At 67.8% G+C, this 22488-nt stretch carries 25 protein-coding genes; 10 read left to right on the top strand and 15 right to left on the bottom strand.

All coding sequences use genetic code 11. The features are described 5' to 3' along the window. From ABFD52_11460 to ABFD52_11420, 9 genes are all read right to left on the bottom strand, one after another. Positions 1–1239, bottom strand: coding sequence for a M20 family metallo-hydrolase (locus tag ABFD52_11460; GenBank protein ID MEN6561384.1), 1239 nt, complete (start codon positions 1237–1239; stop codon positions 1–3). Between the two features lie 79 nt (positions 1240–1318). Further along, a complete protein-coding gene (locus ABFD52_11455) occupies positions 1319–1942 on the bottom strand; it encodes a CDP-alcohol phosphatidyltransferase family protein (GenBank protein ID MEN6561383.1) in 624 nt (207 codons plus the stop codon). A 10-nt stretch (positions 1943–1952) separates the two neighbouring features. Then, positions 1953–3278, bottom strand: coding sequence for a tetratricopeptide repeat protein (locus tag ABFD52_11450; protein ID MEN6561382.1), 1326 nt, complete (start codon positions 3276–3278; stop codon positions 1953–1955). Continuing rightward, positions 3272–4540, bottom strand: a complete 1269-nt coding sequence (gene hflX, locus ABFD52_11445; GenBank protein ID MEN6561381.1) for a GTPase HflX — start codon at positions 4538–4540, stop codon at positions 3272–3274. Before hflX ends, ABFD52_11450 begins: the two co-directional genes overlap by 7 nt. Positions 4541–4555: 15 nt before the next feature. Beyond that, positions 4556–5479 (bottom strand): tRNA (adenosine(37)-N6)-dimethylallyltransferase MiaA, encoded by a 924-nt coding sequence (gene miaA / locus ABFD52_11440; protein ID MEN6561380.1) that lies wholly within the window; start codon positions 5477–5479, stop codon positions 4556–4558. A gap of 66 nt (positions 5480–5545) precedes the next feature. Then, entirely contained in the window at positions 5546–6652 is a 1107-nt protein-coding gene (locus ABFD52_11435) for a hypothetical protein (GenBank protein ID MEN6561379.1), read from the bottom strand. A 35-nt stretch (positions 6653–6687) separates the two neighbouring features. After that, complete coding sequence (locus tag ABFD52_11430; protein MEN6561378.1) at positions 6688–7395, bottom strand: YIP1 family protein; 708 nt, start codon at positions 7393–7395, stop codon at positions 6688–6690. Positions 7396–7398: 3 nt separating this feature from the next. Continuing rightward, positions 7399–8100 (bottom strand): ABC transporter ATP-binding protein, encoded by a 702-nt coding sequence (locus ABFD52_11425; GenBank protein MEN6561377.1) that lies wholly within the window; start codon positions 8098–8100, stop codon positions 7399–7401. After that, on the bottom strand, positions 8097–9353 hold the full coding sequence (locus tag ABFD52_11420) for an efflux RND transporter periplasmic adaptor subunit (GenBank protein MEN6561376.1): 1257 nt from the start codon (positions 9351–9353) through the stop codon (positions 8097–8099). Before ABFD52_11420 ends, ABFD52_11425 begins: the two co-directional genes overlap by 4 nt. 112 nt (positions 9354–9465) lie before the next feature. Between ABFD52_11420 and ABFD52_11415 the strand changes: the two genes are divergently transcribed. Together ABFD52_11415 and ABFD52_11410 are read left to right on the top strand one after the other, a co-directional pair. Continuing rightward, positions 9466–10275 carry an inositol monophosphatase family protein gene (locus ABFD52_11415; protein ID MEN6561375.1) on the top strand — a complete coding sequence of 270 codons (810 nt, stop codon included), beginning with the start codon at positions 9466–9468 and terminating at the stop codon, positions 10273–10275. Beyond that, positions 10265–10795 (top strand): hypothetical protein, encoded by a 531-nt coding sequence (locus ABFD52_11410; GenBank protein ID MEN6561374.1) that lies wholly within the window; start codon positions 10265–10267, stop codon positions 10793–10795. The genes ABFD52_11415 and ABFD52_11410 overlap by 11 nt, the downstream gene beginning before the upstream one ends. A 13-nt stretch (positions 10796–10808) precedes the next feature. Here ABFD52_11410 and accC read toward each other — a convergent pair whose 3' ends face one another. After that, complete coding sequence (accC, locus tag ABFD52_11405; GenBank protein ID MEN6561373.1) at positions 10809–12170, bottom strand: acetyl-CoA carboxylase biotin carboxylase subunit; 1362 nt, start codon at positions 12168–12170, stop codon at positions 10809–10811. Between the two features lie 6 nt (positions 12171–12176). After that, complete coding sequence (gene accB / locus ABFD52_11400; protein ID MEN6561372.1) at positions 12177–12638, bottom strand: acetyl-CoA carboxylase biotin carboxyl carrier protein; 462 nt, start codon at positions 12636–12638, stop codon at positions 12177–12179. Between the two features lie 204 nt (positions 12639–12842). Here accB and ffh point away from each other — a divergent pair, with 204 nt between their 5' ends. Continuing rightward, the gene (gene ffh, locus ABFD52_11395) at positions 12843–14165 is read left to right on the top strand and encodes a signal recognition particle protein (protein ID MEN6561371.1); all 1323 of its coding nucleotides are present in this window, start codon (positions 12843–12845) and stop codon (positions 14163–14165) included. Between the two features lie 61 nt (positions 14166–14226). Here the strand turns inward: ffh and ABFD52_11390 are convergent, their stop codons facing one another. Then, complete coding sequence (locus tag ABFD52_11390; GenBank protein ID MEN6561370.1) at positions 14227–15018, bottom strand: glutamine amidotransferase; 792 nt, start codon at positions 15016–15018, stop codon at positions 14227–14229. 179 nt (positions 15019–15197) lie between these two features. On the opposite strand from ABFD52_11390, the gene rpsP reads away from it, so the two are divergent. The 7 genes from rpsP (at position 15198) to ABFD52_11355 (ending at position 20316) form a co-directional block, all read left to right on the top strand. Then, positions 15198–15443, top strand: coding sequence for a 30S ribosomal protein S16 (gene rpsP, locus ABFD52_11385; GenBank protein ID MEN6561369.1), 246 nt, complete (start codon positions 15198–15200; stop codon positions 15441–15443). Between the two features lie 24 nt (positions 15444–15467). After that, entirely contained in the window at positions 15468–15704 is a 237-nt protein-coding gene (locus tag ABFD52_11380) for a KH domain-containing protein (GenBank protein MEN6561368.1), read from the top strand. Further along, positions 15691–16212 carry a ribosome maturation factor RimM gene (gene rimM / locus ABFD52_11375; GenBank protein ID MEN6561367.1) on the top strand — a complete coding sequence of 174 codons (522 nt, stop codon included), beginning with the start codon at positions 15691–15693 and terminating at the stop codon, positions 16210–16212. Before ABFD52_11380 ends, rimM begins: the two co-directional genes overlap by 14 nt. Next, on the top strand, positions 16202–16939 hold the full coding sequence (trmD, locus tag ABFD52_11370) for a tRNA (guanosine(37)-N1)-methyltransferase TrmD (protein MEN6561366.1): 738 nt from the start codon (positions 16202–16204) through the stop codon (positions 16937–16939). Before rimM ends, trmD begins: the two co-directional genes overlap by 11 nt. Continuing rightward, positions 16936–17280 (top strand): 50S ribosomal protein L19, encoded by a 345-nt coding sequence (gene rplS, locus ABFD52_11365; protein MEN6561365.1) that lies wholly within the window; start codon positions 16936–16938, stop codon positions 17278–17280. The genes trmD and rplS overlap by 4 nt, the downstream gene beginning before the upstream one ends. Positions 17281–17478: 198 nt before the next feature. Beyond that, positions 17479–18090 (top strand): ribonuclease HII, encoded by a 612-nt coding sequence (locus tag ABFD52_11360; GenBank protein MEN6561364.1) that lies wholly within the window; start codon positions 17479–17481, stop codon positions 18088–18090. 12 nt (positions 18091–18102) lie between these two features. Next, positions 18103–20316: a tetratricopeptide repeat protein gene (locus ABFD52_11355; protein MEN6561363.1), complete on the top strand. Its 2214-nt coding sequence runs from the start codon at positions 18103–18105 to the stop codon at positions 20314–20316. Positions 20317–20471: 155 nt separating this feature from the next. Here ABFD52_11355 and ABFD52_11350 read toward each other — a convergent pair whose 3' ends face one another. Genes ABFD52_11350 through ABFD52_11340 form a run of 3 tightly spaced genes read right to left on the bottom strand, consistent with a single transcriptional unit; the run spans position 20472 to position 22329 of the window. Continuing rightward, positions 20472–21257 (bottom strand): secretin N-terminal domain-containing protein, encoded by a 786-nt coding sequence (locus ABFD52_11350; protein MEN6561362.1) that lies wholly within the window; start codon positions 21255–21257, stop codon positions 20472–20474. Then, complete coding sequence (locus ABFD52_11345) at positions 21254–21772, bottom strand: zf-HC2 domain-containing protein (GenBank protein ID MEN6561361.1); 519 nt, start codon at positions 21770–21772, stop codon at positions 21254–21256. Before ABFD52_11345 ends, ABFD52_11350 begins: the two co-directional genes overlap by 4 nt. Further along, complete coding sequence (locus tag ABFD52_11340) at positions 21769–22329, bottom strand: sigma-70 family RNA polymerase sigma factor (protein ID MEN6561360.1); 561 nt, start codon at positions 22327–22329, stop codon at positions 21769–21771. The genes ABFD52_11345 and ABFD52_11340 overlap by 4 nt, the downstream gene beginning before the upstream one ends. Positions 22330–22488 lie beyond the last annotated feature (159 nt).

The following is a 22488-nucleotide window of genomic DNA, read 5'->3' as shown; positions in this document are numbered from 1 at the left end:
CTATTCCTGCAGGAAAACGTGGCCGAAGACCTTGGCGTCGCCGACCATGTTGTCGATGATGCAGTACTCGTTCGGCTGGTGGCCGGTCTCGTCGATCTTGGACCAGCAGGCCGCCGGGATCCCGGCCCGCCGGAAGATCGCGGCCACCGTGCCGCCGCCGATGCCCATGGCCCTGGCGTCCTTGTGGTAGACCTCGCGGACGGCCTTCCTGAGGGCCAGGACGACGGGGGCCTGGGAGGACGTCGGGGGAGCGGCCGGCGCCTTCTGCTGGACCTCGAGCGTGATCTTGACCCGGAATTTTTTCTCGATCTTCGCGGCGATCTGCCGGACGGTCTTTTCGACGTCCTGGACCTTGATCTTGGGCAGGATGCGCATGTCGGCGTAGAAGACGTCCTCGCCGGGGATGGTGTTGATGTTCGGGACGTTCGGCTCCTTCTTCGTCGGCTCGAACGTGGAGATCGGCGGATCGAAGAGCCGGTCCCGGCCCGGGTAGATCTTGTAGAGGTCGTTCAGGGCCGTGACGAAGAAGCTCGCGGCCTTGAAGCTGTTGACGCCCTTTTCGGGGGTCGAGCCGTGCGTCTGCTTGCCGAGGGTCTTGAACTTGAGCCAAAGAAGGGTCTTCTCGGCCACCTCGATCATCGTCCCGTGCTCGTTGCCGGCGTCGGGAACGACGATCAGGTCCTGCTTGCGGAAGGCCCCGTGGGTCTGGATGACGTAATCGATGCCCTTCCGGCTGCCCGTCTCCTCGTCGGCGACGAAGACGATGCCGATGTCCGAGGGCGGGACCAGGCCTTCGGCCTTCAGGGCCTTGACGGCGAAGAGCGAGGCGACCAGGTCCTGCTGGTTGTCCTCGACGCCGCGGCCGTAGACGCGGCCCTTCTCGACCCAGGCCTTGAACGGATCGCCCCGCCAGAGCGACATCTCGCCGGGCGGCACGACGTCCATGTGGGCCATGACCCAGACCGTCCGGGCCTGGCTCTTGCCCCGGTAGTAGGCCAGGATGTTCGGACGGTAGCCGGCCGGCGCGTCGAGATCGGGGGCCTTGACGAGGGTGACATCGACGAAGCCGTTCGCCTTGAGCCACTCGACCAGGAACTCAGCCTTCTTGGCCTCTCCCTCGCCGCCGCTCGAAGGGGCGATAGCGGGGATGGCGCAGAGCTTCACCTGGAGATCGACCATTTCGTCGCGGAACTGTTCGATCCGGCGGGCCAGCTTGTCGAAGTTCGACACAGGATTCATAAAGAGCTCCTCAATACCGCATTCCCGAGGAATCTTATCATGGGCGGATAAAAAAGCAAACTCCGGCCGGCGGCCGCCGCTAGGACGCGCGGGGCTGGCGGAGCATGCGGACGGCGATGAAGACGTAGTGGACGAACGATCCGGCCGCGAGCAGGACCGTCAGGACGTAGATCCAGGCCAGCGACCGGGGTGATCCGCCGGCGGCGTTGAGATAGAGCACGAAGTAGATCAGGAAGACCTGGCAGATCGTGCTGGCTTTCCCGGCCAGGGTCGGGGGGAATCGCCGTTTGCCGCGCAGGGCGACGATGACGAGCGCCCCGAGCGAGATGACGACGTCGCGGCCGACGCACACGGCGGTCAGCCAGACGGGCAGGGCGTTCGGCTCGGCCAGGGCCGGCAGGGTCAGGACGACGAAGGCCGCGGTCAGCAGGAGCTTGTCGGCGATCGGGTCGAGCCACAGCCCCAGGTTCGACTTGAGGTGGAGCTGCCGGGCCGTGAAGCCGTCGAGGGCGTCGGTCGCGCCGGCGGCCAGGAAGACGCCGAAGGCCGCCCAGGGCCGCCGCTGGAGCATCATGAGGACGAAGACCGGCGTCAGGAGGATCCTGGCCAGGGACAGCAGATTGGGCAGCTGCAGAAGCTCGGACCAGAGCGCCCGTCCGCGCGGCGCCCTGGCCATGTCCATCGATCCGTTCCGGTCTTCCATGGTCGCGTTCCTAGCGGGCCAATCCGTGGATGAGCTCGAGGATCCGGATGGCCTCTTCGCCGGAGACAATCCGCTCGGGCTCGAACAGCCGTTCGGGCGTCAGGGCCATGATCTGGAAGGACAGGGCCTTGACGATCGGGCCGTAGTAAAGGCTGTCCGCGGCGACGTCGGCGACCTGGATGCGGCGCGTCTCGACCAGAGGCACGAAGCGGGCCCCGCGCTGCCCAAGGACGCCGATGAGCCGGACCGCCGCGTCGGCCAGCTCGGCCCGGTTTATGATCCGGCGGGGCTGGAAGGTGTGGTTGACGGAGGCCCGGATGATCCCGAGCGAGGCCACGGTGACGATGTACCGCTGGGCCCACGACGTCGCGATGTCGACCAGGATCTCGGTCCGCGAGGCCGGAGCCTCGAGGTCCTTCTCGAACCGGACCCCGATCAACGCGGCCAGGTCCTCGCGGGTGACGGCCTCCAGGCCCGGGATGGCGTCGTACTGGCTGGGGATCTCGTAAACCCCGAGCTTTTCCCTGAGTTCCTCGACCCGCTTGCCGACGGCGGCGTCCTTGGGCGCCGCGGCGGCCAGCTTTTCGAGGACCTCCAGGCTCTGGCCGAGCTGGCCGGCCTCGGCCAGGAACTCGGCATATTCCCGCAGGACCGTCTTGTCCGACGAGCCCGCGGCCATGGCCGCCCTGAAGTGGGCCAGGGCCTCGGACGTGTTCTTGTCCTGCCGGTAGAGGCGGGCCAGCTCGAGATGGGCGGAGGTCGAGTCGGGGGCGTAGGAAAGGACGTTGAGGAACTCCCGCTTGGCCGTCTCGCGGTTGCCCGAGGCCAGGGCGGCCCGGGCGGCGGCGCCGGCGTCGCGGACGAGCTCGTCGCGCAATGCCTCGAACCGCGGCCCGGCCCAGCGGTTGGCCGGGTCGAGCCTGAGTATCTCCCGGTATTCGGCGAAGGTCTTGTCCTTCTCCCGCCGGGATTCGTAGATCTGGGCCAGGCCGACGTGCGATGGGATCATGCCCGGCGTGCCGGCGATCGAGGACTTGAAGCGCGCTTCGGCCTCGGTGGTCTTGCCGGCCAGGAGGTCGGCGTAGGCCAGGCCGGCCTCGCGGACCGGGCTGGCCGTGCCGAGCTTCATCAGGTGCTTGCGGGCCAGCTCGGGCCGGCCGGACTTGAGGGCGTCCCAGGCGTCGGCGGCGGCGATCCGGTCGTCGAGCTTCAGCCGCATCGTGGCCTCGGCCGGCAGGCCCTCGACGAAGAACGCTGGGGGCACGGGGCGGGGCGCGCTGGCGCAGGCCCAGGCCCCCAGGAGGGCCAGCAGGACAGCCGCATTCCGCTTCACCATGGCTCGGCTCCTTGTTCGAGATAAGGCAGGAAACCGACGATGCCGGACGGCTCGGCCATGATCTTGAACTCGACGAAGCCGCCGCTCTCCCGCCTCTTCAGGACGAGCGACCGGCGGGCCAGCGAGTCCGTGATCTCCCGGGCCCCGCCGGGCACGCGGAGGTAATAGGTCCGGAAGCCGGCGAAAAGGACCTCTCGGAGCCGGCGCAAAAGGTCCGGGACGCCTTCCCCGGTCCCGGCCGAGAGGGCGACCGTCTGGCCGTGCGGATCGGCGTTGCGGCGGAGAAGGAGCGCTCGCTCCTCGTCGGGCAGGAGATCGACCTTGTTGAGGACCTTGACCACGGGGATGCCGGCGACGCCCAGGTCGGCCAGGATCGTCTCGACCGCTCCAAGCTGGCGCTCGCACGAGGCCGAGGCGACGTCGACGACGTGGCAGATGCAGTCGGCCTCTCCGACCTCCTCGAGGGTGGCCCGGAAGGACGTGACCAGCTCGACCGGCAGGCGCTTGATGAAGCCGACCGTGTCCGAGAGGAAGAAATACGCGCCGTCGGGGAAAGAGACGCGGCGCAGGAGCGGGTCGAGGGTCGAGAACAGATTGGACGAGGTGTAGCGGCGCTCCTTCGCAAGCAGGTTGAACAGGGTCGATTTGCCCGCGCTCGTGTAGCCGACGAGGGAGACGGTCGGGACGGGGCCCTTGCGCCGGCCCTCGCGCTGGCTCGAACGGCGCCCGGCCAGCGAGTCGATCTCGCGTCTGATCCTGGTGATGCGATCGGTGATGCGGCGGCGGTCGACCTCGAGCTTCTTTTCGCCCGGGCCGCGGGTGCCGATGCCGGCGCCCTGCTGCATCAGGCTGAGGCCCCGGCCGCGCAGGCGCGGCAGGCGGTAGCTCAGCTGGGCCAGCTCGACCTGAAGCTTGCCCTCGTTCGTCCGGGCCCGCTGGGCGAAGATGTCGAGGATGAGCTGGGCCCGGTCGATGACCTTGACCTTGACCTCGTCCTCGATGCTCCTCTGCTGCGAGGCGTTGAGGTTGTGGTCGAAGATGACGAGATCGGCGTCGGCCTGGCGGGCCTCACGTCCGATCTCGCGGACCTTGCCCTCGCCGACGAGCCAGCGGGGATTGAGGCGGGGCCGGACCTGGAAGACCTTCCCGGCCACCTCGGCTCCGGCCGCGACCGTCAGGCCGGCCAGCTCGGCCATGGATTCCCCGGCCTCGTCCTTTTCGGACTTGGTCGTGGCGACGTTGACGAGGATGGCGCGTTCCATGGGGCTCCGTGACCCCTATTGTAGCCGCTTTCGGAGGTGTTCCTCAAGGGCCGGGCGGTCGTCCGGGGAGAACCAGTCGACGTCCGCCATCTTCCGGAACCAGGTCATCTGCCGCTTGGCGTACTGGCGGGTCTCGATCTTCGTCAGGGCCGCGGCCTCGCCCCGGCCGATCTCGCCGGCCAGGTGCCGGACGACATGGCGGTAGCCCAGGGCCCGGAAGGGCGGGGCCGAGGCCGGCACGCCGCGGGCCAGCAGGCCGCGGACCTCCTCGACGAGGCCCCGGGCGAACATCCGGTCGACCCGGTCCTCGATGCGGCGGCAGAGCGTCTCGCGGTCGAGCGTCAGGCCGATGCGGACGAGCTTCCGGCCGGCGACGGGGGAGCGGGTCTCGCGGAAATGCTCCGACAGGGGACGCCCCGTAGTCATCAGGACTTCGAGGGCCCGGATGATCCGGACGCGGTCCCGGCCGCGGATCTTGCGGGCGTAATCCGGATCGGCCGCCTCGAGCCGGCCGAAAAGGGCGTCGAGCCCGCGCTCGCGGGCCTCGGCTTCGAGGGATTCGCGCAGCGCCGGGTCGCGGCCGGGGCCGGGGAAGAGACCGTCGAGGAGGGCCTTGAGGTAGAGGCCGGTGCCGCCGGCGACGATCGGCAGCCGCCCCCGGGCGGCGATGTCGCCGGCCGCGGCCAGGGCGTCCCGGACGAAGTCCGCGGCCGTGTACTGGACCTCGGGCCCGATGATGTCGATCAGGTGGTGGGGGACGCCGCGCCGGGCTTCGGGGCCGGGCTTGTCGGCGCCGATGTCGAAGCCGCGGTAGACCTGGATGGAGTCGCCGCTGATGACCTCGCCGCCGAAACGGAGGGCCAGGTCGACGGCGGCGCGGCTCTTGCCGACGGCCGTCGGCCCGAGGACGATGACGAGAACGGGGGCTTCAGCGCACAATTTCGATCAGGATCCAGACGGCCAGGGCCGAGACGAAGAGGAGCGCGGCGAGGAGCTGGCGCCGCTTCACGGGGCCTCCCCGAACCGCTCCAGGCTCCGGACGAGGGCGGATTCGTGCTCCGGGCCCAGGGTCCGCTTGACTATCAGGACCTCGGCGGCCAGGACCTCGTCCATGCTCCGGAGCATCGAGGTGCGGCAGTCGTCGCCGACGATGTTGGCGTTGACCCGGAGCGGCGACTTGAGCTCGAGGCGGCCGTCGGGCTTGAGCTCCGCGCCCTGGAGGGCCGGGTCGAGGCGGCCGCGGACCTCGTCGACGGCCTTGCCGATGAGGTTGAAGGCGACCGGGCCGATCTCCTTGGTCACGTACTTGAGGACGAAGGCGCACTTGGCGTTGAACTGGCCGAGGATGCGGTCCATGGCCGCGAGCGATAGGTCGCCGGGGAGCCGGGCGGTCTTCGGCTTGGACGCAGCCGTGCCGGCCAGCCCGAGCAGGAGCAGGGCGCAGAGGGCCCGGCGCGTCCCGGCTTCGCCGGCGTCGCTCTCGGCGCAGACCTCGGCGGCGGTCTTGGGCGGATCGAGGAGACCGAGGACGTAGCGCTCGACCAGGGACAGCGCGAACGCGTCGGGCGAGAACGCCGGCAGCCGCCGGATCGCCTCGTCCGGGGCCGGCAGGACCCGGGCGAGCGCGGACGCGTCCCCGGTCTTCCGGACGGTCTCGAGCAGGAGCGTGGGCACGTCGATGGCCTCGACGTAGACGCGGGCCGGCGGTCCGCTGCGGGTATGGAATTCGCGCTCGGCCCCGGGGTCTGCGACGAGCGCCAGGGCCTCCTCGCGGGCGTAGCGCTCGAGGAGCTCCCAGAGCCGCTCGGGCGTGAAGAGCGGGATTTCGGCCAGGGCCCGCAGGGACGAGCCGCCAGACCGCTGCGCGCACTCCTCGACCCGGGTCAGCGCGATGAGGTCCGCCTGGCCGGCGGTCAGCAGGAAGCGCAGGAAATCCTTCTCCTCGAAGGACACGGAGTCGAGCGTCAGGAAGCCGCGCTCGAACGACAGGCACTTGGGAACGCCGCCGGCCCGCGCGTAGAGCGAGCCGCTCAGCCCCTGCCTCCAGATCTCCGCCAGCACCCGGGCCAGGGGCGCGCGGGCGAAGTCCTCGGAGGCGAACCAGTCGTCCATGCGATTAATTTAATGGCCGGTGAACGCGAAGTCAATTATCTTAAGAAGCTCGTGCCGATCAGCCCGATGCCGATGTTGGTGAGCGCCTTGAGGGCCCACACGCCGTAGGACAGGACCAGGGCTTTTTTCGGCGCGATCCTGAAGATGGCCGACAGGCCGAAGGCCAGGACGCCGAACATCCAGAGCTGGAAGAAGTCGACCTGGGTCAGCATGATGTAGAGCGTCGACGTGACCTCCAGGCGGGGAAAGAGGAGAGCCAGGCTGGTCGAGGTCTGCATGAGGGAGCCCCGGCTCAGGGCCAGGCCCAGGCGGACGGCGTTGCCGAGCAGCTTGTCGATCAGGCTGGCGTGGACGAGCGCCGCGAGCGCCTGGACGTAGGTCCCCTGCGTCGAGAGGAGCCGTCCCAGGATGAGCAGGAGCAGGCTCTGCAGCAGGAGAGCCGCCGCCGCGAACAGCGGCGTCGTGACGAAGATCTGGAGGATCTGGCCGGAGCGCGAGGGGTGCTCGGTCCGCTCGATCAGCTTGGCGTAGGCGTCTTCGCCCATCCGCTCCTTGAGGGCGGCGTTGTCCTTCATCAGGGCGAGGTTGTCCTTCTGGGCGTAGGGCAGGACCACGAGGTTGAAGGCGATGAGGGCCAGGAGGACGACGACGAGCATGTCGATCCAGGCCGGCCTGGCGGCCAGGCCTTCGAAGGTCCGGCGTGGATCGACAAAGACGCCGCCGGCGCGCTTGATCAGGTTCACGGGTCAGCCTCCGATCCGTTCGTCCTTCTCGATCTGGCCGTCGCGGATGTGGATGATCCGCTGGGCCTGGGCGGCGACCTCGCGGTCGTGGGTGACCATGATGATCGTGGTGCCCTGTTCGTGGATGCGATGGAAAAGATTGAGGATCTCCCGGCCCGTCCGCGAGTCGAGGTTGCCGGTCGGCTCGTCGGCCAGGAGCAGCGAGGGCTCGTTGACCAGGGCCCGGGCGACGGCCACGCGCTGGCGCTCGCCGCCCGAGAGCTCGGCCGGCTTGTGGCTCATCCGGGCCTTCATCTCGACCCTCTCCAGGGCCCGCCGGGACTTGTCCAGGCGTTCGGCCTTCTTGACCCCGGCGTAGATGAGCGGCAGCTCGACGTTGTGGAGGGCCGTGGCCCGCGGCAGGAGGTTGAAGACCTGGAAGACGAAGCCGATCTCGTGGTTGCGGACGAAGGCCAGCTCGTCCTCGGACATGGCGCTGACGACCTTGCCGTTGAGGCGGTAGGTGCCGGAGGTCGGGGTGTCGAGACAGCCGATCAGGTTCATCAGGGTCGACTTGCCCGAGCCCGACGGGCCCATGATGGCCGCGAACTCGTTCCGCTCGATGGTCAGGGAGACGCCGCGCAGGGCCTCGACCTCCTGTTCGTCGAGCTTGTAGACCTTCCAGAGGTCTTCGACAAGGATGACGACGGGATCGGTTCCGCTCATGACGTCTTGGCTTCCTTCCTGGCGTCCGACCGGACCAGGGTGCCGTCCTTGAGCCCGCGCAGCGAGGCGTAGGGGCCGGAGACGATCTCCTGCCCGGCCTGGAGCCCCGAGACGATCTCGATGTCCATGCCGCCGGTGATGCCCTTGACGACCGGCGCGAACTTGACCCGGCCGCCGGCTTCGACGGCGTAGACGCCCTCCTCTTCGCGGGCCGAGGCCGGCGCGCCGGCCGGGACGTTCGGCTTGTCCCTCAGGACGAGGGCCGAGATGGGCACGGCCAGGACCTGGGACTTCTGGGCGACGATGATGTCGGCCGAGGCCGACAGCCCGGGCTTGAGCTTCCGGTCGGGATTGTCGAGCGTGACGACGACCTTGAAGTCCTTGGACTCCTTGGTCGACGTGGACAGGCCGGCGGTCGCCTGCTGTATGGCCGAGCTGCCGATCTCCGTGACCTTGCCCTTGAAGACCGTGTTCGGCATGGCATCGACGCGGATGTTGGCCTCCTGGGCGAGGGCGACGCCGATGACGTCGGTCTCGTCGACCTGGACCTCGACCTCCATGACCGACAGGTCGGCGATGGTCATCATGACCGTGCCGGGATTGTTCATGGTGCCGATGATGGCCGTTTCGCCCTCCTCGACCTGGAGGCTGGTGATGATGCCCTCGATCGGGGAGTTATAGGTGGTTTTGGCCAGGCTGTCCAGGGTGCTTTTGAGGGAGGCCTCGGCCTGCTTGATCTGGAAGTTGATGGCGTTGGCCTGGGCCACGGAGACGTCATAGCTGGCCTTGGCCGCCTCGAGCTGTTCCTTGGAAATGAGGCTTTCGTCGAAGAGCTTCTGCTGGCGGTCGAAGGAATTCTTGTCCCGCTGCAGCCGGGCCTCCGATTGGATGAGGTCGGCCTTGGCCGCCCGGATGTAGTTCTGGTCGCGGTCGGCGTTGGCCTCGTACTGGGTCGAATCGAGCTTCAGGAGGAAATCGCCGGCCTTGACCTCCTGGCCCTCGACCACGCCGATCTTGACGATCCGCCCGGGGACCTGGGCGCTGATGTTGATGTTCTTCTTGGGCTTGATCTCGCCGGAAGCCGAGACGATCGAGGTCAGGTCCTGTTTCTGGACCTTCCCGATGGTCACCTTGACGGTCTTCTCGCGGCGGGACCGGATGTTCCCGATGACGATGGCGCCCAGGACAGCCAGGACGGCGATGACGATCAGCGGCTTTTTATGGCGCTTGAGGAAGCTGAACCTTTCACTCATGGGGCAAACCTTTCAGGCTCGATTGTTGACGGTCTATTATACTACGTAAATCAGCCGGCCCGGTTCGCCGCCCCCCTTGCCCGCCCCGGGTTTCCCCTATAAGATAGAGCCGATGGACGATATAAGCGAATTTTCCAGGATCGGCGAGGCGGCCGTCCGCGAGGCCGGACTGTATCTGCGGTCCAACCTCGGGCGGGCGATCGAGGCCTCCTACAAGGGGGCGGTCGACCTGGTGACCCCCTTCGACCTCGGGTCCCAGGAGATCCTGGTCGGCCGCCTGTCCGCCGCCTTCCCCTCCCACGGATTCCTGGCCGAGGAAGGCCTGTCCCGAACGGGAGCCTCCGGGTACCGCTGGGTCATCGACCCGCTCGACGGCACGACCAACTTCGCCCATGGCTTCCCGGTCTTCAGCGTTTCGGCCGCCCTCGAAAGCGAGGGCCGCCTGGCCCTGGGCTTCGTCTTCGACCCGATGCGCGACGAGATGTTCCGGGCCGAGGCCGGCCGGGGGGCCTCCCTCAACGGCGCGCCGATCCGCGTCTCCGGCGTGGCGGACCTCGGCCGCAGCCTGCTGGCCACGGGTTTCCCCTATGACGTCCGGCAGAGCCCGGTCAACAACCTCGACCATTGGGCCCGGCTCATCGTCCGGGCCCAGGCCATCCGGCGCTGCGGCTCGGCCGCCCTCGACCTGTCATACGTCGCCTGCGGCCGGTTCGACGGGTTCTGGGAGCTCAAGCTCAAGCCCTGGGACATGGCCGCGGGGGCCCTGATCGTCCGGGAAGCTGGCGGCCTGGTCACGGACGCCGGGGACGGCCCGTTCGTTCTCGACGCCCCCGGCATCGTGGCCACCAACGGGCTCCTCCATCAGGCGATCATCGACGTCCTGAAGATGTCCGGCCAGGCAGGAGGGCGCGATGTCCGCTGAGTTCCGCCCCGGCATCGTCCGGGCCGCCGCGGCCGGGCTCTGCGCCCTGGCCCTGTTGGCCGGGAGCGGATCCCCGGCGCTCTCCCAGGAAGCGCCTCCCGCCGCGCCGCTCGAAAAGACCGTTTCCGTCGCGGGAGAAGGCGGCTGGGTGGATACGGCCATCGACGTCGCCGCCGGCGAAGAGATCCGCTTTTCCTCGACCGGCGAGGTCGTCCTTCAGAAAGGCAATCCGGGGGCCGTCTGCGGCCCGGCCGGCCTCGATCTCCTGACCGTCGACCAGCCCATCCCCAACGCCAACCTCGGGGCCCTCATCGGCAAGATCGTCCAGGTCGTGGCCAGTCGCGTCGACGAGGACTCGAAGACCGAGGTCAGGGACGAGATCTTCGTCCTGTTCGTCGTCGGCCCGGAGGGGACGGTGGCCGCGCCCTTCAAGGGGCGGCTCTATCTGGGCGTCAACGAGAACGTGCTACGGGACAACGGGGGCGCGTTCACGGTCACCGTCCGCCGGCGGCCGGCCTGACGTCCCGCCGGCCTCAGACCGCTTCTTCGCTCGCGGCCTTCGCGGCCAGGTGCTCGTCCATGAACTGCGTCGTGTAGCGCCCGGCCACGAAATCAGAATTGGACAGGATCTCCAGGTGGAGTGGGATGTTCGTCTTGATGCCGACGATGGTCGTCGTTTCGAGGGCCGCCCGCATCTTGCGGATGGCCAGGTCCCGGCTGGGGGCGTAGGCGATGATCTTGGCCACCATCGAATCGTAGTCGGGCGGGACGACCCAGCCGCCGTAGGCCGCGGAGTCGACGCGGATGCCCTCGCCGCCCGGCAGGACCAGGAAGTCGATCCTGCCCGGCGACGGCGCGAAGGTCACCGGGTCCTCGGCGTTGATACGGCACTCGATGGCGTGCCCGCGCATCTCCAGGGCGTAGGGGGGGGCGTACTTCTCGCCGGCCGCGATCCGGATCTGGGCCTTGATGAGGTTGATGCCGTAGACCATCTCCGTGATCGGGTGCTCGACCTGGACCCGGGCGTTGGCTTCCATGAAATAGAACTTGTGGTCCTCGTCGACCAGGAACTCGAAGGTGCCCAGGCTCTGGTAGCCCACCTCGGAGGCGGCGTCCTCGACCTCCTTGATCATGCGCCGGCGCGTCTTCCAGTCGATGAACGGCGACGGCGTTTCCTCGATGAGCTTCTGGTAGCGCCTCTGGACCGAGCACTCGCGCTCGCCGTAGGCCGTGACCTTGCCCTGGCGGTCGCCGATGACCTGGATCTCGATATGCCGGGCCCCGCTGACGTATTTTTCGATGTAGAGCGAGGAGTCGCCGAAGGCCGCCTTGGCCTCGCCCTGGGCGATCGGGAACTGGTCCTCGAGCTGGGAGGCCGAGCGGCAGATGCGCATGCCCTTCCCGCCGCCGCCCGCCGCCGCCTTGATGATAACCGGGTAGCCGATCTTGGCCGCCGTCTTCTTGGCCACGACCAGGTCCTCGATGACCGTGTCGCTGCCGGGCAGGACCGGCAGGCCGGCTTTCTTCATGGTCTGGCGGGCCTTGTTCTTGTCGCCCATGAGCCGGATGATGGACGGCGGGGGCCCGATGAAGGTCAGGCCCTGGGTCTTGCAGATATCGGCGAACTTGGCGTTCTCGGCCAGGAAGCCGTAGCCGGGATGGACGGCGTCGGCCCCGCTGATCTCGGCGGCGCTGAGGATGTTGGCGACGTTGAGGTAGCTTTCGGAGGCCCGGGCCGGCCCGATGCAGATCCGCTCGTCGGCCAGCAGGGCGTGGAGGGCCTGGCGGTCGGCTTCCGAGTAGACCGCGACGCTCTTGATGCCGAGCTCGCGGCAGGACCGGATGATGCGAAGGGCGATCTCCCCGCGGTTGGCGACCAGGATCTTGGAGATCATCGGACCTCAGACCTGCGGCAGGATGGCGAAGAGCTTCTGCCCGAACTCCACGGGCTTGGCGTTCTCGACGTAGATATCGACGACCGTGCCGTCGATGTCGGCCTCGATCTCGTTCATCAGCTTCATGGCCTCGATGATGCAGAGCGTCTGCCCTTTCTTGACCGTGTCGCCGACGTCGACGAAGGGCGCGGAGGTCGGGTCGGGGGCCCTGTAGAACGTCCCGACCATGGGAGAGGTCATGACGTGGTGGCCCTTGGCCGCCTCGTCCGCCTGGACCTGGGCTTCGGCCGCCGCGGCGGCCTCGGGGCTCTGCGGCAAGGCCGCCGGAGCGGGGGCCGGCGCCGCGGGAGCGGGAGCCGGGGCGCTGCGGGCGATCTTGACCTTCAAGCCCTCGACCTCGAGCTCGAAGAGAGAGAGGTTCTTCTCCTCGAGGAGCGAGATCAGCTTGCGGACCTCGTCGTAGTCGATCCGGCCGGCCAGAGGGCTCTCGGGAGGTCCGGACGGCTTGTTGTTCTTTTCGCTCATTCCGTTGTTCACCTCGCCAGGGTTGACTTTTACCTTATCGGCAAGCCCCCCCGTTTGTCAAGTTTCCCCCCCGACCCAGGGGGCGTCCCCCGGGCAAGTTGACCGGCCTGAGGGCTTCGCCTATGATGGCCGGAGGGAAACGAGCCGATGTTCGACCAACTGTCCGGGCGCCTCGAAAAGATGGTCAAGTTCCTTCGGGGCGAGGTCAAGGTCACCGACAAGAACATGGCCGAGGCCCTGAAGATGATGCGCCTGGCCTTCCTCGAGGCCGACGTCAACTACAAGGTGGTCAAGGACTTCGAGGCCCGGATCCGGGAGAAGGCCCTGGGCGAGGAGGTCCTCGGCGGGCTCAACCCGGCGCAGCAGGTCATCAAGATCGTCCGCGACGAGCTGGCCGGGATCCTCGGCGGGGGCCAGAAGCCGCTCCTGTTCGCCTCGCACCCCCCATCGGTCTTCATGCTGGTCGGCCTCCAGGGGAGCGGCAAGACGACGACCTGCGGCAAGCTGGCCCGCCGGGTGGCCGGCATCGGCAAGCACCCCCTGCTCGTCTCGTTCGACCTGAAGCGGCCGGCGGCCCAGGACCAGCTGAGGACGATCGCCGCCGGCCTGGGGGTTCCCTTTTACGAGATGACGGCCGCCCGCATGGCCTCCCCGAAGGAGGCCCTCAAGGAGCTCCTGGCCTATGCCGCCAACCGGGGCTTCGACCCGCTGATCGTCGACACGGCCGGCCGCCTCCACATCGACGACGAGCTCATGGACGAGCTGCGGCTGGTCAAGGACATCCTCGGCCCGGTCGAAACGATCTATGTCGGGGACGCCATGACCGGCCAGGACGCGGTGCGCAGCGCCCAGGCCTTCGAGGAACAGATCGGCCTGACCTCGGTCATCCTGACCAAGCTCGACGGCGACGCCCGGGGCGGCGCGGCACTGTCCATCGTCTCGGCCACGGGCCGGCCCATCAAGTTCGTCGGCGTCGGCGAGAAGGCCGACCAGCTCGAGGTCTTCCACCCCGAGCGCATGGCCTCGCGCATCCTGGGCCTGGGCGACATCCTGTCGCTCATCGAGAAAGCCGAGGAGCAGGCCGACATGGCCGAGGCCGAGGAGATGGCCCGCAAGCTCCGAAAGCAGGAGTTCACCCTGGAGGATTTCAAGAAGCAGCTCGTCCAGATGAAAAAAATGGGCTCGCTTTCTGATCTCCTGGGCCATCTGCCCCAGGCGGGGCCGTTCAAGAATCTGGGCCAGGCCCAGATCGACGACCGCCGGGTCGTTCACTTCGCCGCCATCATCGATTCCATGACCCCCGCGGAGAGGGCCGAGCCGAGGATCCTCAACGGCAGCCGGCGGGCCCGCATCGCCCGCGGCAGCGGCCGGCCGGTCCACGAGATCAATCAGCTGGTCAGGCAGTTCCTGGAGATGCAGAAGATGATGAAGCGGACTTCCGTCCAGAAGCTGCTCGGCAACCTGAAGTAGAGGCGATAGCCTTCGCCGCCTCAAACGGGAATCTCAGCAACAAACCGGATAGCGTTCGCCCTCAGTGGCCTTCGAGCAGGCGCTCGACGCATTCGAGCCAGAAGGCAGCGTAATCCTCCCAGAAGACGAAGTTACAGCCCCAGTGCGGGGCGGGGTCGGACATGTAGGCCAGGACCCGGCCGCGGCCGCAGCTCCGGATAGCCAGGAGGGGGTCCCCGGCGTCGCGGACCTCGAGCAGAACCCGGCCCTCGGGGATGGCGATGGTCTTGTTGTACCCCAGGATCGGCGGCATGGTCCGCAGGTTGATCGCCTTGAAGAAGCGCTCCCCGGCGGCGGTCAGCTCGGCGTCGAAGCCCTCGGTGCTCTCGACGAGGTCCTCGTGCTCGAGGCAGCGGACGGGCAGGATCTCCCGGAGCCGGGTCCGGCCCCAGCCCCCTTTGCCCATCTCGCCGGTGAAGGAGTACCAGCCGCCGAGGAACATGGCCGATTTGCCCTCCTTGACGGCCTCGATGGTCAGCCGGATGCGGTCCGGGTAGGTCAGGACGGCCGTCCCGAACTTCTGACGGTCGAAGAAGCCGGGGGCCAGCTGGAACAGCTTGCCGTCGACGTCGCTGAAGACGAAGACGTCAAATTCGGCCAGGATTCGCTCGTAGTCGCCCGGCCCGAGCCTGTTGTAGAAATCCCAGGCGGGGACGGATTCGACCTGGTGCTTCCCGGTCGACTCCAGGGCCTCCTTCAGCCACTTGCCGTAATTGAAGATGTCCAGCCCCTTTGTCGAGTGATAGAACGGCGTTTCGGCAAATACGGGCCCGGTCAGGACCGCCCAGTCGCCCACATAGTAGATCTTGGCCATCTCTTTGGTCTCCTTCCCGCGGGTAGGATAGCATTGAACGGCCGGGAGAGGAAGCGGCCCCGCGGGGGGTGTCCTCTCCGGGGGACAGGGGGCTCGTTTTCTGTTGACTTGACCCCCGAATTCCGCTATGATTCTCCAGCAATTACCTCTATTGCGGAAGTGAAACCACAATGATGACCATGCGCTTGATGAGATTCGGCAGCAAAAAGAAGCCGACCTACCGGATCGTGGTGATGGACTCCAAGAGAGCCCGCCAGAGCCAGGCCCTGGATACGCTGGGCACCTACACCCCGCTCGACGACCCCGCCGGACTCCGCCTCGATCTCGAAAAAGCGAAGACGTGGATCGCCAAGGGTGTCCGCCCTTCGAGCACGGTCCAGACGCTCCTGGACAGGGCCTCCAAGACCGCCAAGCCCCGTTCGTGACGCGATAGCATAAAGGAGGTCACCGTGAAAGAACTCGTCGAGCTCATTGCCAAGGCGTTGGTGGACCAGCCTGACCGCGTGCAGGTATCCCAGCTCGAGGGCGAACAGACCACCATCCTCGAGCTCAAAGTCGCCCCGGAGGACCTCGGCAAGGTGATCGGCAAGCAGGGACGGACGGCCCGGGCCATTCGCATCATCCTCGGCGCGGCCGGGATGAAGCTGAAGAGGCGTTTCAATCTCGAGATCATTGAAAAGGGCTGACCTGGTCGCCCTGGGCCGGATCGTCCGGAGCCAGGGACGCGACGGCCGGCTCAAGCTCCGGCTCAACGAAAAAGGCCCCACCGGCTTCACGGGGGCGACGGTGTATCTCAAGCGTGACGGCGGCTTCGAGGCTTTCCAGGTAGAATCCCTGGTCCTCGACCGCAACGCCTACGTCCTGAAGCTCAAGGGCGTCGACACGCTGGAGGCGGCCGACGCGCTGGCCGGGCGCGAGATCTTCGCGGCTCAGCGTGATTTCCGGGGGCTCGACGGGGGCGCCTACTACGATTTCCAGGTCCTCGGCAGCCGGGTCCGGACACGGGACGGGGCCGAGGTCGGAGAGGTGGCCGGCGTGCTGGCCGCCGGAGGCCCGCTCATCCTCGTCGTGAAGAGGGCCGCGGGCGAGGTGTTCGTGCCCTTCAACGAGACCGTCGTCGTGAAGGTGGACCCGGAAGCGGGGGAGATCGTGATCGACCCTCCCGACGGCCTGTTGGACTTGAATGAGATTTGATATAATCACGATCTTCCCGGAGATGTTCGCCGGCGTCTTCTCGGGGGGGGTCGTCAAGAGGGCCCTGGACCGGGATGTCGTCCGGATCGCGGTGCACGATCTGCGGGACTTCACCACGGACAAGCACCGCCAGGTCGATGACCGGCCCTTCGGTGGCCTGGAAGGAATGGTCTTGAAGCCCGAGCCGATCTTTCGCGCCGTCGAGGCCGTCCGCGAGGCGGAGGGGAGCAAAGTCTACCTGCTCTCGCCCCAGGGGCGGACCCTGGACGCCGCGCTGGCCCGGGAGCTCGCCGCCGAGCGCCAGATCGTCCTCATCTGCGGGCGCTACGAGGGCGTGGACGAGCGCGTCGCCGAGCACCTCGCCGACGGCGAGATCTCGATCGGCGACTACGTCCTGTCCGGGGGCGAGCTGGCCGCGGCCGTGGTCGTCGACGCCGTGGCCCGCTTCGTGCCGGGGGTCGTCGGCAAAGAGGGCTCCGTGCGGAACGATTCCTTCTGCGGCGGGATCCTCGATTACCCCCAGTACACGCGGCCGCGCGAGTTCCGCGGCCTTAAGGTGCCGCCCGTGCTCTTCTCGGGAGACCACAAGAAGATCGAGCGCTGGCGGCGGAAGAAAGCCCTGGAAAAAACGGCCCGGCAGCGGCCGGACCTTGCGGGCCCCGGTGCCCTGTCCCCGGAAGACCGCGATCTTCTGGCGGAAACCCCGAACGAAAGGAAGGACGAATGAACCTCATCAGCGCGGTCGAGGATAAACATCTGAAGAAAGACCTGGCGCCCTTCAACGTCGGCGACACGGTCAAGGTCCACGTCATCATCCGGGAAGGCGACAAGGAGCGCATCCAGGTCTTCCGCGGCGACGTCATCGGCAAGCGCGGCGGCGGGGTCAAGGCGACGTTCACCGTCCGCAAGGTCTCCTTCGGCGTCGGCGTCGAGCGCATCTTCCCGCTGCACTCGAAGATGATCAAGCAGATCGAGGTCGTGCGCAAGGCCAGCGTCCGGCGGGCCAAGCTCTATTACCTGCGCGATCTCAAGGGCAAGGCCGCCCGGCTCAAAGAAGACCAGGGCTGACCTTAGCCTGGATCTTCATGAAAACGCCGGATTTCTCCGCCACGCAAGAAAGGCCAAGACCGGCGTTTTCGCCATTCGGGCAAGCCGATCCGGACGCATCTGCCTCGTTCCGAAGGGCGGAATTTCTGTCCCTCATCCCGCCCTTCCGGGCCTTGCATCTGCAGCCGCCTCGGCTCGTGAATTATCCAGGCTAGGGCCGTGGCCAGCCTCAGGCTCGAGAAGGAGCTTGCCCGCGGCGGCGCCAAGCGCATCGCCGGGGTCGATGAGGTCGGCCGGGGGTCGCTCTTCGGCCCCGTCGTGGCGGCCGCGGTCGTCCTTCCAGCCGATTGGCTCGTCCGGCGCCTTCCCGCCTGGGCGAGCGAGATCGACGACTCCAAGATCGTTCCGGCGCCCCGGCGGGCCGAGCTGGCCGCCGCCCTGCTCAGGGACGCCTGGGGGGTGGGCGTGGGGCTGGCCTCGGCCACCGAGATAGACGCCCTGAACATCCACCGGGCCGCCCAGCTGGCCATGGTCCGGGCGGTCGAGAGCCTGCCCGAGCCGCCCGACGTCCTCCTGGTTGACGGCTTCCCGATAAAAGAGGTACATTACCGCCAGATGGGCATCCCGAGGGGCGACCGGACGAGCCGGTCGATCGCCGCGGCCTCCATCATAGCCAAGGTCTTCCGGGACGGACTGATGCGGACCTTCGACTCGCTTTACGAAGGCTATGGCCTGTCCAGGAACAAGGGCTACGGCACGGAGGAGCATTTCCGGGCGCTGAGGGAGAAGGGGCCCACGGGCCTGCACCGGACCTCCTTCAAGCTCGGCTGAGGATACGACGTCATGACCGTGCGCACGGACCGGGTCAGGGTCATCGAACAGGCCGAGAGATTCGTGCGCGCCGGCCGGATCAAGGAAGCCATCTCCGAATACGAGAAGCTCTCCCTGGGCGAGCCTCAGGACGTCGGCACGCTCAACATCATCGGCGACCTCTACGTCCGGGTCGGTCAGAACGACCGGGCCGTCCGTTCCTTCCAGCGGGTGGCCGAGGAGTACGAGCGGCGGGGCCTGTTCTCCCAGGCCCTGGCCATCTGCAAGAAGATCCACAAGCTCAGCCCCGAGGACGCGGATTCGTCCCTCAAGCTCGGCGACCTCTACGCCCAGCAGGGCTTCCTGGCCGAAGCCAAGAGCGTCTACGCCGCGGTCGCCGGCCGTCTGGCCGGGGCGGGCCGGACGGCCGAGGCCATCGCCATCTTCGAGAAGATCGTCAAGCTCGACCGGGAGGACCACGACGCCAGGCTGGCCCTGGCCCGCCTCTGCCGCGAATCGGGCAACCTCGACGCCGCCCTGGAGCAGCTCGACGAGAGCGCCGACGTCCGCCTCGAGAAGGGCGAGTTCGACGCGGCCGCGGGCGTGCTCCAGGAGGCCCTCCTGCTGCGACCGGGCGACGGGCGCAGCGTCACCACCCTGGTCGAGGTCTACAAGCGCCAGGGCCAGCCGGCCAAGGCCGTCGAGCTCGTCGAGAAGGAGCTGGCCGCGGCCCCCGACAACGTCCAGCTTCTCAACATCCTCGGAAACCTCCACTTCGAGGCCGGCCAGACCAGGGCGGCCGAGGAGATCTTCACCCGGATCGTCGCCGGGCACCCGCTCAACGTCAACGCCCGCATCAAGCTGGGCCGGATCCAGATCCTCAAGGACAAGCTCGACCAGGCCTACGAGCTGTTCGAGCCGCTGATCAACAACCTGGTCAAGAAGCACCGCGACGAGAAGGCCATCGGCCTCCTGGGCCTGATCCTCGAGAGCCAGAAGCCGCACCTGCCGGCCCTGGAGCGGCTGGCCCTGATCTACCGGTCGAACAAGGAGGTCCGGAAGCTCGAGGTCGTCGACCGGGCCATCCTGGACGAGCTGCGCCGCCTCGGCGAGAAGGAGCGCATGGTCGGCGTCTACGCCGAGCTCCTCGAGCTCCGGCCAGACGACGCCGAGCTGGCCCGCGAGGTCCGGGCCCTGCGCCAGGAGATGAACCTGCCGGTCGAGGAGGTCCCGGAGGAGGCACCGGAACTGTCCGAGAAGGACCGCGAGGCCATCCGCGAGGTCATGGGCCAGGCCGACCTCTACCTCCAGCAGGGGCTGGTCCGCATCGCCCGTCGGCTCCTCGAGAACCTGCGCTTCCGCTATCCCGAGGATCCCCAGATCGTGCGCAAGATCGCCGTCCTCGACGAGGTCCGGACGCACATAGACGAGGACGAGATCCGCCGGCGGGTCGAGAAAACGACCATCCTCGAGGCCCAGTACAAGGAGAAGGCGGCCGGGAAAAAGGCCGAGGACAAGACGGCGCCGGAGCCCCGGAAAGAAGAGCTGCCGCCGGAGGGGCCCGGCCCCGCGCCGGCGCCCGCCGCCCCGCCGAAACCCGAGGACAGGGCGGCCGACGCGCAGCGCCCGCCGGCCGGCCACTTCAAGGCCGACGTCCTCGCGGGCGAGAAGGTCAGCACGGCCGACCTCTTCGCCGAGACCGATATCATCCCCTTCGCCGGCGGCCCGTCAGGCGAGCGGGCTTATTACGACCTCCGGGACGCGGCCGCGGCGGAGCTGCGCTGGCTGGCCGCGGCCAGGGAGCGCCAGCTCGGCAGCGGCGCTCCGGCGCTCGAGCGGGAGCTCTCGGGGATCGTGTCCGAATTCCGCAAGGAGCTCCGGACGAAGGCCGCCGCGGCGGGCGCCGAGACCCACTATCAGCTGGGCTTGGCCTTCATGAGCCAGGGCCTCGTCGCCGAGGCCATCGAGGAGCTGACCGAAGCGGCAAAGGACAAGAACCTGGCCATCGACAGCCTCAGCCTCATCGGGGAGGGCTATCGCCAGAAGAAAAACTTCGACGAGGCGGCGAATTGGCTCAAGGCCGCCCTGGCCGAGGCCGCTCAGGGCACCGATCAGTACTACGCCCTGCTATTCGAGCTGGCCGAGGTCCGGGCCGCCGCCGGCGACCGGGACGCGGCCGCGGCGCTGTTCCGCGAGATCCGCGACTGGAACCCCGGCTTCCGGAACGTCAGCCAGCGCCTTGGCTAACGCAAATAGAAGAAAAACAATTAATTAGGTCTTTTTTCGAGCCGTCCGCAAGCTTGAGGGAACAGGTTTTCGGGCCAAGAAAGCAAAAAAACACGCGCCCGCAAAGAAATAGGAGGGACAGTCCCTTCTTCGGGGACCGTCCCTCCCGGACAGCGCTAATCGACGATCTTGGCGGAGATGATAAGGATAAGCCCCTTGTCGCCGCCGTCGAGCTTGGACACGCCGACGACCGTCCGGTCGCCGGACTTGATATTCAGTGAGCTCTCGATCAGGGTGACGTGGTTGGTAACCTGTCCCTGGGGCGTTTCGGCGCCTTCCGGTTTGGCCTTGACGAGGCCCCGGACGACTGTCTTTCTCAGTTGCACCTGGGTTTTGATGACGGGCATCTTGGCGTCCCCGATGACCTCCGGCCTCAGGGCCAGATGAAAGTCGGCCTTCGGTCCGAACTGAACGTTGCCGTTCTCCATGTTGACGGTCCGTATGAGCGTCGAGTCGAGCAGCGTGTAGCCCTTGTAGCGCAGGAGCTTGCCCAGCTCCCTAATGACGGGGTCGGCCTTGAGCTCGGCGTCGGTCGTCGCATCGGCCTCCGAGCCCAGGACCAGCTGGACGGTGTAAAGGACATCGGCCGGCTTGACGTCGATCTCGCGGATGGCCGCCAGGATCTTCTCGACGTTCTCGGGCGTGTCGCTGACCGCCAGGACCGAAGGCATATTGGGATTGAACTGGACGTGGCCGTCCCGGCTGACGTACGCGTACAGAAGGTTCTGGATGTCCTGGGCCCGGACGTACTTGAGCCTGACGATCTCCTTGCGCAGGTTCTTCGTCTCGGCGTTCTGGGCCTGCCCCGGGGCCGGGTCCTCGGCCAGGGCCGGCAGGACGGCGGCCAGGGCGAAAGCCAGGGCCAGCAGGGCGATCATCATTTTCTTCATCTTCGGGGTCATTCCTTTTCTCCTTTGTAGTCGAAATTCCGGTCGAAGAACCAGACGATCTGGAGCCCCGTCTCGGGGGAGACCATGGTCATGGTCAGGACTTCCTGGGTCTTGGCCTCGCTAACCACGGGCCCGGCGCCTGTCGCGGCCGCTTTTCGCCCGGGGCCAGGCCCGGTCTTGAAGAGAATGAATAGAACCGCCAGGCCGATGGCCGCGCCCAGCGCCGAGGCCGCGGCCCAGCGGGGCCGCCAGGCAAGGCCCGCGCCGCCGCCGGCCCTCGACCGTTCGAGGGAGGCCTCCGACAGCACGCGGCCCATCAACGCGCTCCACTCCGTCTCGCTCCAGCCCGGGACGTCCCCGGCCCTCGCCTCGGCCGTGATCGCCGCCAGATCGGCCCGGAACCGTTCGAGCTCCGCCCGGCAGCCCGGGCAGGCGTCAACGTGGGCCCGGAAGGCCGCGGCCTGCCTTGGCCGCAGATCGCCGCCGACCGCGAGAGGCACGAGCTTGCGGGCTTTTCGGCACCTCATCGTCCGACCTCCAGATGGGGAAAGTCCCGGCGGATCGCCTCGCGCATCTTGCGCCGGGCCGCTGACAAGTGGACCCGGACCGAGACCGACGAGCAACCCAGCGCCCGGGACGTCTCCCGGATGTCGAGCTCCTCGAGGTCCCGGAGGACGAAGACCTCCCGCTCCCGAGGGCTCAAGGCGGCCATGGCCCGCCGCACCCCATCGCGCAGCTCGCGGCGGTCCTGCCCGGCCTCCGGGTCCTCGGCCGCCGGCGCCCGCCCGGCCGCTTCCTCGAAGGAGGCCCGCTCCCGGGCTTTTTGCCTGTAGCGGTCCCGGGCCTCGTTGGCGGCGATCTGGAAGAGCCAATTGCGGAAGGGCCGGGCGGCGTCGTAGCGCCCGAGCGAGCGGTAGGCCCTTAGCAGCGTTTCCTGGACGACCTCGATGGCCTCCTCGCGGTCCCGGGTCAGCCGCGACGCCAGCGCCAGCAGCCGGCCCCGGTACGGGGCCGTCAGCGGCTCGAAAGCCTCGGCCCGGCCGGCGAGAACCATGTCGACGAGCTCCTTCTCCGTCTCGTTCATCCGCATGGTTCTACCCCGGTTCGGGCGGATACGTTAAGGCAAGCCTCCGGGAAGGAAGATAGCACACGCGGGGGCGTGACTCTATAAGCCGATAAAGAACGCGGCGCAGCGCCAGTCAGCCCAGGCCGCCGCCAGTCAGCCCGATCGGGCGCGGACGGA

Source organism: Acidobacteriota bacterium (assembly GCA_039683095.1).
Classification (GTDB): domain Bacteria; phylum Acidobacteriota; class Aminicenantia; order Aminicenantales; family Saccharicenantaceae; genus RBG-16-66-30.
The sequence above is the reverse complement of the archived record's forward strand: the minus strand, read 5'-3'. Positions and strand labels throughout refer to the sequence as shown.

Excerpts from the sequence above, each read along its gene's own strand:
- ABFD52_11460 (MEN6561384.1), bottom strand. The coding sequence starts at position 1,239 with ATGAATCCTGTGTCGAACTTCGACAAGCTGGCCCGCCGGATCGAACAG.
- ABFD52_11455 (MEN6561383.1), bottom strand. The coding sequence starts at position 1,942 with ATGGAAGACCGGAACGGATCGATGGACATGGCCAGGGCGCCGCGCGGA.
- ABFD52_11450 (MEN6561382.1), bottom strand. The coding sequence starts at position 3,278 with ATGGTGAAGCGGAATGCGGCTGTCCTGCTGGCCCTCCTGGGGGCCTGG.
- hflX (MEN6561381.1), bottom strand. The coding sequence starts at position 4,540 with ATGGAACGCGCCATCCTCGTCAACGTCGCCACGACCAAGTCCGAAAAG.
- ABFD52_11435 (MEN6561379.1), bottom strand. The coding sequence starts at position 6,652 with ATGGACGACTGGTTCGCCTCCGAGGACTTCGCCCGCGCGCCCCTGGCC.
- ABFD52_11425 (MEN6561377.1), bottom strand. The coding sequence starts at position 8,100 with ATGAGCGGAACCGATCCCGTCGTCATCCTTGTCGAAGACCTCTGGAAG.
- ABFD52_11420 (MEN6561376.1), bottom strand. The coding sequence starts at position 9,353 with ATGAGTGAAAGGTTCAGCTTCCTCAAGCGCCATAAAAAGCCGCTGATC.
- ABFD52_11415 (MEN6561375.1), top strand. The coding sequence starts at position 9,466 with ATGGACGATATAAGCGAATTTTCCAGGATCGGCGAGGCGGCCGTCCGC.
- ABFD52_11410 (MEN6561374.1), top strand. The coding sequence starts at position 10,265 with ATGTCCGCTGAGTTCCGCCCCGGCATCGTCCGGGCCGCCGCGGCCGGG.
- accC (MEN6561373.1), bottom strand. The coding sequence starts at position 12,170 with ATGATCTCCAAGATCCTGGTCGCCAACCGCGGGGAGATCGCCCTTCGC.
- ffh (MEN6561371.1), top strand. The coding sequence starts at position 12,843 with ATGTTCGACCAACTGTCCGGGCGCCTCGAAAAGATGGTCAAGTTCCTT.
- ABFD52_11390 (MEN6561370.1), bottom strand. The coding sequence starts at position 15,018 with ATGGCCAAGATCTACTATGTGGGCGACTGGGCGGTCCTGACCGGGCCC.
- rpsP (MEN6561369.1), top strand. The coding sequence starts at position 15,198 with ATGCGCTTGATGAGATTCGGCAGCAAAAAGAAGCCGACCTACCGGATC.
- trmD (MEN6561366.1), top strand. The coding sequence starts at position 16,202 with ATGAGATTTGATATAATCACGATCTTCCCGGAGATGTTCGCCGGCGTC.
- rplS (MEN6561365.1), top strand. The coding sequence starts at position 16,936 with ATGAACCTCATCAGCGCGGTCGAGGATAAACATCTGAAGAAAGACCTG.
- ABFD52_11355 (MEN6561363.1), top strand. The coding sequence starts at position 18,103 with ATGACCGTGCGCACGGACCGGGTCAGGGTCATCGAACAGGCCGAGAGA.
- ABFD52_11350 (MEN6561362.1), bottom strand. The coding sequence starts at position 21,257 with ATGACCCCGAAGATGAAGAAAATGATGATCGCCCTGCTGGCCCTGGCT.
- ABFD52_11345 (MEN6561361.1), bottom strand. The coding sequence starts at position 21,772 with ATGAGGTGCCGAAAAGCCCGCAAGCTCGTGCCTCTCGCGGTCGGCGGC.
- ABFD52_11340 (MEN6561360.1), bottom strand. The coding sequence starts at position 22,329 with ATGAACGAGACGGAGAAGGAGCTCGTCGACATGGTTCTCGCCGGCCGG.